7 protein-coding genes and 1 pseudogene are annotated in these 11,298 nt (G+C 71.7%); 6 read left to right on the top strand and 2 right to left on the bottom strand.

The features are described 5' to 3' along the window. The 3 genes from ABTZ89_RS27795 to ABTZ89_RS27805 form a co-directional block, all read left to right on the top strand. Nucleotides 1-2,930, top strand: a 2,930-nt coding sequence (locus tag ABTZ89_RS27795) for an ATP-dependent helicase (protein ID WP_351050069.1), incomplete at its 5' end; no start/stop codon positions are given. 202 nt (nucleotides 2,931-3,132) lie between these two features. After that, nucleotides 3,133-6,381, top strand: a complete 3,249-nt coding sequence (locus tag ABTZ89_RS27800; RefSeq protein ID WP_351050077.1) for an ATP-dependent helicase — start codon at nucleotides 3,133-3,135, stop codon at nucleotides 6,379-6,381. A 108-nt stretch (nucleotides 6,382-6,489) separates the two neighbouring features. Continuing rightward, nucleotides 6,490-7,098 carry a hypothetical protein gene (locus tag ABTZ89_RS27805; protein WP_270950271.1) on the top strand — a complete coding sequence of 203 codons (609 nt, stop codon included), beginning with the start codon at nucleotides 6,490-6,492 and terminating at the stop codon, nucleotides 7,096-7,098. Nucleotides 7,099-7,246: 148 nt separating this feature from the next. On the opposite strand, the gene ABTZ89_RS27810 is transcribed toward ABTZ89_RS27805, so the two are convergent. Next, nucleotides 7,247-7,774: a hypothetical protein gene (locus ABTZ89_RS27810; RefSeq protein WP_270950270.1), complete on the bottom strand. Its 528-nt coding sequence runs from the start codon at nucleotides 7,772-7,774 to the stop codon at nucleotides 7,247-7,249. 265 nt (nucleotides 7,775-8,039) lie between these two features. Here ABTZ89_RS27810 and ABTZ89_RS27815 point away from each other — a divergent pair, with 265 nt between their 5' ends. Together ABTZ89_RS27815 and ABTZ89_RS27820 are read left to right on the top strand one after the other, a co-directional pair. Further along, on the top strand, nucleotides 8,040-9,035 hold the full coding sequence (locus tag ABTZ89_RS27815; RefSeq protein ID WP_408641872.1) for a potassium channel family protein: 996 nt from the start codon (nucleotides 8,040-8,042) through the stop codon (nucleotides 9,033-9,035). Between the two features lie 70 nt (nucleotides 9,036-9,105). Continuing rightward, nucleotides 9,106-9,534 (top strand): hypothetical protein, encoded by a 429-nt coding sequence (locus ABTZ89_RS27820; protein ID WP_270950268.1) that lies wholly within the window; start codon nucleotides 9,106-9,108, stop codon nucleotides 9,532-9,534. Between the two features lie 22 nt (nucleotides 9,535-9,556). Here the strand turns inward: ABTZ89_RS27820 and ABTZ89_RS27825 are convergent, their stop codons facing one another. Next, entirely contained in the window at nucleotides 9,557-10,543 is a 987-nt protein-coding gene (locus ABTZ89_RS27825; RefSeq protein WP_351050074.1) for a neutral zinc metallopeptidase, read from the bottom strand. 389 nt (nucleotides 10,544-10,932) lie between these two features. On the opposite strand from ABTZ89_RS27825, the pseudogene ABTZ89_RS27830 reads away from it, so the two are divergent. Continuing rightward, nucleotides 10,933-11,298: pseudogene (locus tag ABTZ89_RS27830) on the top strand (DUF2207 domain-containing protein); the annotation flags it as partial.

Here is an 11,298-nt window from a genome sequence, read left to right on the forward strand (position 1 = left end):
GGATGCGCCCCGAGATCACCCGGCTGCTCACCGGCTCGTCGACCGAGCTGCGCACCGCGCCCGAACCGCTGGTCCGGACCGTCCACTCCTACGCCTTCGCGGTGCTGCGCCTGCAGGCGGCGCGCGACGAGCTGCCGCCGCCGCAGCTGCTCAACGGCCCGGACCAGGACGCGCTGATCCGCGACCTGCTGGCCGGTGACGTGGAGATCGGTGCGGAGGACTGGCCGGAACCGCTGCGTCCGGCGCTGACCGTGCCCGGCTTCGCCGAAGAACTGCGCGACCTCCTGCTGCGCGCCGCGGAGCGCGGTGTCGGTCCGGAGCGGCTGGCGGCGCTCGGACGTCAGCACGGCCGTCCTGAGTGGATCGCCGCCGGCAAGTTCGCGCGGCAGTACGAGCGGGTCACGTTGCTGCGCGGCGCCGGTGGTTCGCAGGCTCCCGCGCTGGACGCCGCCGAGCTGGTCGGTTCGGCGTTGCTGGCCTTCGACACCGATCCGAAGCTGCTCGCCGCCGAGCAGGACCGCGTGCGCTACGTGTTCGTCGACGACGCCCAGCACCTGGACCCGCAGCAGTACTGGTTGATCAGGCGGCTCGGCGACACCGCCACCGAGTTCGTGCTGGCCGGCGACCCCGACCAGGCCGTGTACTCGTTCCGCGGCGCTGACCCGCGCTGCCTGCTGGACTCCGATCCGGACGGCGGCAGCACCGAGGTGCTGACCATCGACCACCGGATGTCCAAAGCGGTCCGCGAAGCGGTGCAGCGGCTGGCCGAGCGGCTGCCCGGTTCGGGGCCGCAGCGCAAGCTGGTCGAGCCCGAGGACGAGCGCGACGGTTCGGTGCAGGTGCGGCTGCTGGCCACCGAGGCGCAGGAGGCGACCTGGGTCGCCGATCAGCTGCGCCGGGCGCACCTGATCGATGAGATCCCGTGGTCGCAGATGGCGGTCGTGGTGCGCTCGACCGGTCTGTCGCTGCCGGTGCTGCGCCGCGCCCTGCTCGCCGCGAGCGTGCCGATCGCGCTCCCGGTGGACGACATCCCGCTGGCGCAGCGGAACGCGGTCCGTCCACTGTTGACACTGCTGCGCTGCGCGGCGCGCCCGCAGGCGCTCGATCCGGATTCCGCGGCCGAGCTGCTGGCCTCGCCGCTCGGTGGCGCCGATCCGTTGGCGCTGCGGCGGTTGCGGCGCGGACTCCGGCGCCTGGAGCTGGCCTCGGGTGGTGGCCGGCCCAGCGGTGAACTGCTGGTGGAAGTCCTGCAGGACGACGACCAGCTCGCCGCGCTCGAGGCCTCCGCAGCGGAGCCGGCCCGGAAGGTCGCGGGCCTGCTGCGCAAGGCCGCCGAATCGGTGTCCGCCGGGCACAGCGTCGAAGAAACGCTGTGGCGGGTCTGGAAGGCGAGCGGTCTGGAGAAGCGCTGGGTGGCTCAGTCCGAACGGCACGGCGTCGTCGGTGCTCAGGCCGACCGCGACCTGGACGCCATCGTGTCGCTGTTCGACGCGGCCGCCCAGTACGTCGACCGGTTGCCGGGTGCCGACGCCGCCGGTTTCGCCGACTACCTGACCAGCCAGCAGATCGCGGGCAGCTCGCTCGCACCGACCGCGCCCCGCGACAACGCCGTCCAAGTGCTCACCGCGCACGCCGCGAGCGGCCAGGAGTGGGAAGTCGTGGCGATTCCCGGCATCCAGGAGGGGATCTGGCCGGACCTGCGGTTGCGCGGATCGCTGCTCGGGGTGGAGCGGTTGGTCGACGTGCTGGCCGGGATGGACTCCGAGCGGGTGTCGGCCACCGCGCCGCTGCTGGCCGAGGAGCGCCGGCTGCTGCGGGTCGCCGCCAGCCGGGCGCGGCGGAACCTGCTGGTCAGCGCGGTGCGCGGCGAGGACGACCAGCCGTCGCGGTTCCTGGACGAGCTCGAAGGCGTGGACAGCGATCCGGACGCGGTGGAGCGGCCGATCGCCCGGCCGGAACGCGGTTTGGCGCTGGCCGACCTGGTCGGCGAGCTGCGGCGGGTCGTGTGCGACCCGGAGGCGCTGCCGGAGCGGCGCCGGCGCGCGGCGAAGCAGCTGGCGCGGCTGGCGGCGGAGGACGTGCCGGGCGCCAGCCCGGAGAGCTGGTACGGGCTGCCGGAGAGCTCCACGGCCGAACCGCTGGTGACCGGCGACGAACCGGTGCGCGTGTCTCCGTCCACTGTGGAAATCCTGGCCAAGTGCCCGCTGCGCTGGATGGTGGAGCGGCACGGCGGCCAGGACACCGCGGAACTCGCCGCGCTCACCGGAACCCTGGTGCACGCGCTGGTCCAGGCCGCTGCGGAAGGCGCGGACACCAAGCAGCTGCACAAAGCGCTCGACGAAGCGTGGGACTCGGTGGACGCCGGTGCGCCGTGGTTCTCCCGCAAGGAGCGCAAGCGCGTGGAGAACATGCTCGACGCCTTCGTGAACTGGCTGGTGCAGTCGCGGGCCGAACTCACCCAGATCGGGGTGGAGAAGGACCTCGACGTCACGATCCCGGCCCGCCCCGGCGGTCCGTGGCTGCGGCTGCGGGGTCGGGTCGACCGGCTCGAAGCCGACGGCGAAGGACGTCCGGTCGTCGTGGACGTCAAGACCGGCAAGAACCCGGTCAGCAAGGGCGATGCCGAGGAACACCCGCAGCTGGCGGTGTACCAGCTCGCCGCCGCGCTGGGCGCCTTCGGCGAGCACGACGCCCCGGGCGGGGCCCGGCTGCTCTACGTAGCGAAGTCCGACCGCAAGGGTGCGGCCACCGAGCGGACCCAGGAGGCGTTGGACGACGAGCGGATCAAGGTGTGGCTCGACGTGGTGCACACGGCGGCGGCCGACAGCCTCGGCCCGGCCTACGTGGCCACGGAGAACGCCGACTGCTCCCGCTGCCCGGCCCGGACCTGCTGCCCGGTCCAACCGGAAGGTAGGCAGGTCGCCCAATGACCGAGCGGCCCCGGGGCAACGCGAATTCAATGGAAATCGGACGTCCGATTTCCATTGAATTCGCGTGCCTTCGTCCACAGGTCCCGGCGTGTCGTGTCCCGACGCGCCGGAGGTCCGCAATTTCCATTGAAATCGAAGGTTCGCTTTCAATGGAAATTGCGCGGGACGGAGCAGTGGGGGTGTGCAGGTGAGCGAGCGGGCGATGGTCAGTCCACATCGGATCGCGCAGGCGCTCGGACTGCACCCGCCGACACCGGAGCAGGCCGCCGTCATCGCCGCGCCCGCCGAACCGGCGCTGGTCGTCGCGGGTGCCGGCGCGGGCAAGACCGAGACCATGGCCGCGCGGGTGGTCTGGCTGGTGGCGAACCAGCTGGTCACGCCCGAGCGCATCCTCGGTCTGACCTTCACCCGGAAAGCCGCGCGGCAGCTCGCCGACCGGGTGCGCGCGCGGTTGCGCCGGCTCGCCGGATCGGGGCTGCTGGACGAAGTCGACCCGAGCGGGCAGCTGCGGTCCACCGTGCTCACCGAAGACCCGACGGTGCTGACCTACCACGCCTACGCCGGGCGGATCGTCGGCGAGCACGGGCTGCGGGTGCCGGTCGAGCCGGGCGCGCGGCTGCTGAGCGAGACGGCTTCGTGGCAGCTCGCGCACCGCGTGGTCGCGACCTGGACCGAGGACCTGGACACCGACAAGGTTCCGTCCACTGTGACCGGTTACGTCCTGGCGCTGGCGGGGGAGCTCGCCGAGCACCTGGTGAGTCCGCGCGATCTGCGCGACCACGCTGAGAAGCTGTGCCAGGTCATCGAGAACGCGCCGCGGGCGAAGGGGCAGCGCGCGAACTTGCCGCAGGACCTGATGAAGGTCGTCGCCGCGCAGCAGCTGCGGATCGCGCTGCTGCCGCTGGTCGAGGAGTACGCGCAGAGCAAGCGGCGGGAAGGCGCGATGGACTTCGCCGACCAGATGTCGCTCGCCGCGCTGCTGGCCGCCGAACATCCTGAGGTCGTCGAAGGCGAGCGGGCCCGCTACGGCGCCGTGCTGCTCGACGAGTACCAGGACACCGGGCACGCGCAGCGGGTGCTGCTGCGATCGCTGTTCGGGCAGGGCGACCAGCTGCCGGTCACCTCGGTCGGCGACCCGGCGCAGGCGATCTACGGCTGGCGCGGCGCGAGCGCGGCGAACCTCCCGCGCTTCACCACCGACTTCCCGCGCACCGACGGCGGGCGCCCGGCACCGGCCAGCCGCTACGGGCTGCTGACCAGCTTCCGCAATCCCGCGGAAGTCCTGGAAGTCGCCAACGCGGTGTCCGAACCGCTGCGCCGGATCGGGCTCGAAGTGGACGAGCTGCGCCCCCGGGAAGGCGCGGAACCCGGCGACATCCGGCTCGCCCTGACCGAGCACGTCCGAGAAGAGCTCGACTGGGTCGCCGACCAGATCGCCGCGCGGTGGCACGCCGCGCTGGACGAGGGCGGCTCGCCCCCGACCGCCGCGGTGCTGGTGCGGCGGCGCGCGGACATGGCCGACATCGCCGCTGTGCTGCGCGAACGCGGACTGCCGGTGGAGGTCGTCGGCCTCGGCGGGCTGCTCGACGAAGCGGAGGTGCGGGACCTGGTCAGCGCGCTGCGCACGCTGGTCGACCCGCTGGCCGGAACGGCCGCGATGCGGCTGCTGACCGGTTCGCGCTGGCGCATCGGCGCCGCCGACATCGCCGCGCTGTGGGAGCGGGCGCGCGAACTCGGCGCGCAGGCGTTCAAGGAACCGGAGTCCGACGATCCGTCCGCAATGGTCACCGCGGCGCTGCCGGGGGAGAACGCCGAGCAGGCCGGACTCGTCGACGCCCTCGACGACCCCGGCGACGCCGCGCGCTACTCCGCGGCCGGCTACCAGCGGATCCGCAAGCTCGGTACCGAACTCGCCAACCTGCGGCGACGTCTCGACCAACCGCTGCCCGAACTGGTCGCCGACGTCGAGCGGACCCTGCTGCTCGACATCGAGAGCCTCGCGCGATCGGTGGGCCCGGGCCGGATCCACCTGGACGCCTTCGCCGACGTGGTCACCTCCTTCGCCATGACCAGCCCGTCGGCCACCCTGTCCTCCCTGCTGGACTACCTCTCCGCCGCCGAACGCGCCGAGGACGGGTTGGAACCGGGCGAGGTCGAGGTCGCCGAAGACCGCGTCCAGGTGCTGACCGTGCACGCGGCGAAAGGCCTGGAATGGCAGGTGGTCGCCGTTCCGCACCTGGTCAACGACGTCTTCCCCGGCAAGCGCAAGTCGTCGTCCTGGCTCCGCTCGGTCACCTCGCTGCCCGCCGAGCTGCGCGGCGACGCGCAGGACCTGCCGGTGCTGGACGTCGACCGGCTGTCCGGGATGGACCGCAAGGAGATCACCGAAGCGCTGGGCATCCACGACGAGGAGTTCGAGGAGCGGAGGATCGCCGAGGAGCGGCGGCTGCTCTACGTCGCGGTCACGCGCTCGGAGCGGACGCTGCTGCTCTCCGGGCACTGGTGGGGCGAGAACGGCGACCGGCCGAAGGGGCCGTCGATCTTCCTGCAGGAGCTGGCAGCGGTGCTGAACGGCTCCAACGTCGGGGTGCTCGACCAGGTGGCGCCGCAGCCCGCGGAGGACGCGCCGAACCCGCTGGCCGAATCGGTGCGCAGCGTGGAATGGCCGATCGATCCGCTGGGCCCGCGCCGCGAAGCGGTCGCCGAAGGCGCGGAGCTGGTGCGCGCCGCACTGTCCGATGTGGACTCGTTGGAGTCCGAGGAGGACGACGACGAGGAGGGCTGGGCCCGGGACGTCGAAGTTCTGCTCGCCGAGCGGGCGGCGGCAGCGCAGCGGCGGGAACAGGTCCGGCTGCCGGAACACCTCTCGGTGAGCCAACTCGTCGAACTGGCCGGGGACACCGAAGGCCTGGCGCGCCGGCTGCGCCGTCCGCTGCCGTTCCCGCCGAACCCGATGACCCGGCGCGGCACCGCCTTCCACGCCTGGCTGGAGCACCGCTTCACCTCGTCCGCGCTGCTGGACATCGACGAACTGCCCGGCGCGGCCGACGAATCCGCGCCGATGCAGGAGGACCTGGCCGAACTGCAGCAGGCGTTCCTGGCCGGCACGTGGGCCGACCGCACCCCGCACCGCGTCGAGGTGCCGTTCGAGACCCAGGTCGAAGGAATCGTCCTGCGCGGCCGGATGGACGCGGTGTTCCGCGACCCCGACGGCGGCTGGACGGTGGTGGACTGGAAGACCGGCGCGGTGCCCGGCGGCGACAAGGTGCCAGCGCTTTCGGTGCAGCTGGCGGCCTACCGGTTGGCGTGGGCGGAGCTGTCCCGCACGCCGCTGGAGAAGGTCCGCGCGGCGTTCCACTACGTCCGCCACGACCACACCCTGCGCCCGGCCGACCTCCTCGACGCCGACGGCATCCGGAACCTCATCACCGCCGTTCCCGAAGCGGGGTGAACCTTCCCGGATTCCCGGACCACCGAGCGCGCTGTGATGCAAGTGGCGGTAACACGTTCGGGTGGCGGAGCTTGAGATGCCGCCGCGCGGCGGAACAGGATGCCCGCGATGAACACGCACTGGAAGCTCAGCGCCCCACCGGAATCCGAAGTGCACGTGGACGCCGAGGTGCTCGCGATGCGCGCGCCGCTGGTGCGGGTGCACCGCGACGACGCCGGCACCTGGTCCTTCGACGGCCCGGGCCAATCCCCGCGCCCGTCGAAGAAGACGCTGCTCAGCGCCGTCGTCGGCGCATGGCCGCACGTCGCCGCGCTGTCCGACCTGGACACCGGTGCGGCCGCCGTGTGGTCGTGGAAGCAGCACGGCTGGGCCAGCGAGTTCCAGTGCGAGTGCGGCTCCTGCGACCAGCCGGTGGCCATGGACATCGACCGCCGCGCCTGGCCGGAAGAACTGCAGCCGCACACCATCCTCAGCGTCGAGCAGACCGCCCTGTCCGGTCAGACCGCGCTCACCGACATCATCTCCACACCCGGCGGAGTCGCCCTCCTCGGACCAGGTGAGCACCGCCGCACGGCCGACCTGATGACCCCGGTCGCCCTGGCCAACGCGATCCGCCGCTGGCCCCACACGATGCAGGCCCTCCGAATGCTGAAGGAAGGCCACGGAATGCGCTGGAACCCAGAAGGCCTCAACTGGCACGAGTACGTCCTGGCCTGATCGATTCTGTCTCCAGTGGTCCTTTTGCGTGGCGGTGCCGGCCATGCCTCGCGGTAGCTGCTCACCGCCGAAATCGCGCTGCGGCTGGCATCGGGGTTCGTGAGCACTTTGTGGGGCTATAGCACCCCAAAGTGCTCACGAGCTTGTGTCAGGCGTTCTCGGTCAGCTGGGGGAGCTCGAGGAGCCGGGAGTAGAGGACTTCCAGGAGCCAGCGGCCGAAGAGGGACGAACCGAACTCCGCGGTCCGGTCCTCCGGCGGGATCACCAGCTCGGCCGGGCCGCCGGGCGCCGCGTTGACCGCGCCCACCCCGTAGTAGTCGAGCTCGAGCATGCGCAGCGGGCGGTACGGCTGGTTCGACGGGAGCACCACCGCGCACGGCGCCAACGTCAAGAGCGTTCCGCACGCGCGCAGCGCGAAGCGCGGATGGGCCACCGGGACCAGAGCGCCGAGCAGGTCCACGGCGGGGACCGGCACGTGATCGTGCGTGGTCGGCTCGGACCAGGAGCGGAACCAGGCCGGGTTGAGCTCGGGCGCCCAGCCGTTGCGACTGCGCCACTGGTGGACGTCCTGGCGGATGCGCACCACGGCGGCGAACTTCGCGCCGAGGACCTCCACGTCCGGGATCAGCTGGCCGTCCCAACCCAGGGCGCGGGCCGCGTGCTGGAGCTGCTGCACTTCTGCATCGTAGAACGCCCAACCCGGGAAACGGGGCCTGGTCTTCCGCTTCGGATCAGAAGTCGTTATCCGCGCCGGGGTGCCGCTCCGCACCGGGCTCGTGCCCGGGGTTACTGTTCTGCGCCGTGAGTGGTCGCGAAGTCGGGGAGCACTGTTCATGATGCGGAGCAGGGCCAAGGCGCTGGCGCACCCGTTCCTGGGCGGGTCGGCGGACAAGGAAGAGCTGACCAGCTTGCCGGACCACGCCCTGGTCGGCGTGATCCGGATGCCGGGCAGCACGATCAGCCCGGTCCGCTCGATCACCCGCCGCATCATCGGCGCCCTGCTCGCCCTGGCGGCCACGGTGCTGCTGGTCTACCTGGACCGCGACGGCTACCAGGACAACAACGCGGGCGACGGGCTCAGCCTGCTCGACGCCATCTACTACGCCACGGTGACGCTGTCCACCACCGGGTACGGCGACATCACGCCGGTCAGCGATACGGCGCGGCTGGTGAACGTGGTGGTCATCACCCCGCTGCGGGTGCTGTTCCTGATCGTGCTGGTCGGTACCACACTGGAAGTGCTCACCGAGCGCTCGCGACAGGCGTTCAAGATCCAACGCTGGAGGTCCAAGGTGCGCGACCACGTGGTCGTCATCGGATACGGAACCAAGGGCCGGTCCGCGGTCACCGCGCTGCTCGGCGAAGGCGCCGACCCCGGCCGCATCGTGGTGGTCGACACCAACCACACCGCGCTCGAGGCGGCCTCCGCGCAGGGCCTGGTCACCGTCAACGGCTCCGGCACCCGCTCGGACGTGCTGCGGGTGGCCGGTGCGACGCGCGCGCGGGCCATCGTGGTGGCCCCGGCTCGCGACGACACGGCGGTGCTGGTCACCCTCACCGCGCGAGAGCTGGCGCCGAAGGCGCAGATCGTCGCGGCGGTGCGGGAAGCCGAGAACGTCCACCTGCTGCGGCAGTCCGGTGCGGACTCCGCGGTGGTCTCCAGCGAAACGGCGGGGCGGCTGCTCGGCATGGCGACGTCCACGCCGTCCGTGGTGGAGATGTTCGAGGACCTGCTCACCCCGGACGCCGGTTTGGCGATCGCCGAGCGGGAGGTGGAGGAGCAGGAGGTCGGCGGCTCGCCGCGGCACCTGTCCGACATCGTGCTCGGCGTGGTCCGCGACGGGCACCTGTACCGGGTGGACGCGCCGGAAGCCGACGCCATCGAGTCCGGTGACCGCCTGCTGTACGTGAAGAAGGTGACCCCGGCGGAGCCGTGATCTCCCGCTGCGACCGGTGATTCCGCGACGACCCGCGGTCACCGCCGGAAGTCCTGGCAATATCGGAGTCGTGCGAAGGCGACGAGGTTCGGCGTCGGTCGCGTCGACCCTGTTTGTCCTGGGGCTGCTCTGCGCGGCCCTGGCGGGAGCGGTCGTGTGGCCGCTGGTGGTGGCAGCTGATCGCGAACGCGCGCAGCTGCGCCCGGCGACGGCGACCGTCGTCGAATCGCGTCCGTGCGGCGTGCAGGCGGCGGGCGATCTGGTCGAGGTCGAGATCGGCGGTGAAGTCCGCCGCGTCCCGTTCGACGGCTGCGGGCACAGCCGCGGCCAGAAGTTCCCGGTGCTGGTCCCGGCCGATGCGACCGGGAACGTCGTGGTGCGCCCGGCCACGGCGAACGGTTCACCGCTCGACGAACTCGCGGAGCGGGCCCACTGGATCTTGCTCACCCTCGCTTGCGTCGCGGGCGGCGGCTACGGCTTGATGCTCGGCCGCCGCTGATCCCGAAACTGGTCCGCCCGGTTCAGTTCACATCGGACGGGTCGGCCAGCCAGGTGTTGCACTGGGCGACCTCGTTCTTGTAGAAGCCCTGGTCGATCCACGCCTGGTTGGTCTTCATGGTGCCGTGGTCGCGTTGCGCGTTGTACTCGTCGCCGCGTTCGCGGGAGTCCTGCAGCGCCGGGAAGATGTAGTCGTTGCTGACCCCGCCGTTCTGCAGCGCGGCCAGCGACATACCCTCGAAGCAGGTCGCCTGCAGCTCCGAGCGGCGGGTCAGCTCCAGGCCAGCCGCGGTGTCGCCGCCACCCGCGTCGTAAGAGGCGTCGCCGTAGGCGGCGTTGATCCCGGCCATGCCCTGCACCGCGTGCCCGAATTCGTGCGCGAACTGGCCGAGGTACGCGCCGGCATCGGTGCGCTGCTCCTTCTCGGAGTAGTACCGCGCGGTCATGTAGATCGTGTGGCTGCCCGGGCAGTACATCGCGGTCTGGTCCCACTTCCGCGTGCCACAAGGAGTTTCGAAGTCGTCACCGCTGGTGATCACCTGCGGCATCCGGACCGGCAGGTTCGCGTCCTCCAGCAGCGGGGTCCACGCCTCCATCAGGCAGGGCAGCGCGGCCTGGTAGAAGCGGTCCTGCGACTGCACGTCGGTGTCGAAGGACGGCAGGTTGCAGGAGGTGTTCACCGCGCCGTTGCTCGGGATGTTGATCGGGTGGTCGCCCAGCCGCGACACCGGCCGGACCTGGTCCTCCGGCTCGTAGGTGCTGCTCTCCGAGGTGCTGCTCGAGGTCGTGGTCTCGCTGCTGCTCGAGCTCGAGGTCGTGCTGGACGTGCTCTCCTCGGACGTCGTGGCCTCGCTGCTGCTCGAGCTGCTGTAGTCCGAAGCGCTGTCCGAGGTGATCGCGGCGGCGACCGCGCCGATCATGGTGATGCTGAACAACGTCACGCCGACCAGCACCAGCGCGACGATGACCCCGGCGTTGCTCTTGCGCTGCGGCGGCCGCATGGGCCGCATCGGTGGCATCTGCGGGCCCGGAGCGGCGCCCTGCGGTGGGAACGGGCGAGCGGTCGGGGGCGGCGCGACCGGCGGCGGCCCGGAAACAGGTCGGACTCCGGGCGGGGGTAACGGCGGGCGCTGACCCTGCGGACCCTGCGGTGCACCGTGCGGTCGCTGGGGCTGCTGCCCGCCGCGGGGGTGCTGGGGCGGCCACGGCTGCTGCGGTGGTCGCGGTCCTTGCGGCGGCCGAGGCGGCTGGGTCATGCGGTCTTCCTCGCGGTGTATCTGAAGTGGACGGTCAGTCGAGCTCAGCGGTCCGCCGCCGGGCCGTCATCTCCCCAACTTCCTCGAATCGATCTCGCCGGTTGCGGACCAGAGCTTAGCTTCGGGCGGATATCGTTCGGGCCGTGTTGACCAAATGGGGGCTGGTGATCGCACTGACCGGGGCGCTGCTGGGCGTCCCGACGGCAGCGGCCCAAGCACAACCGGCTGCGCCGTCCGACGCCGTGTCCAGCGACGTTCACCTCAAGCTGGAGCGCGACGGGCTGGTGTCGGTCACCGAGCGGATCACCGTCCCCCAGGGCTCGCCCGTGACCCGGAGCACGCCGCTGCGGCAGGCGACCGGCCCGGGCGAGGAGCGGGTGTTCACCGTCTCCGACGCCTCGGTCGACGGCGGCGGCGACGTGCAGGTCGACGGCGACGAGATGCGCGTGACGCTGAAACCCGGTGCGTCGACGCTGAAATACGCGGTGCGCGGTGCCGTGGCCGACGCC

The organism is Saccharopolyspora sp. NPDC002686, assembly GCF_040295745.1.
GTDB classification, from domain to species: domain Bacteria; phylum Actinomycetota; class Actinomycetes; order Mycobacteriales; family Pseudonocardiaceae; genus Saccharopolyspora; species Saccharopolyspora oryzae.

Bases quoted from the DNA above. Each gene is read 5' to 3' on its own strand.
- ABTZ89_RS27800 (WP_351050077.1), top strand. From the start codon at position 3,133: ATGGTCAGTCCACATCGGATCGCGCAGGCGCTCGGACTGCACCCGCCG.
- ABTZ89_RS27805 (WP_270950271.1), top strand. From the start codon at position 6,490: ATGAACACGCACTGGAAGCTCAGCGCCCCACCGGAATCCGAAGTGCAC.
- ABTZ89_RS27815 (WP_408641872.1), top strand. From the start codon at position 8,040: ATGCCGGGCAGCACGATCAGCCCGGTCCGCTCGATCACCCGCCGCATC.
- ABTZ89_RS27825 (WP_351050074.1), bottom strand. From the start codon at position 10,543: ATGCGGCCCATGCGGCCGCCGCAGCGCAAGAGCAACGCCGGGGTCATC.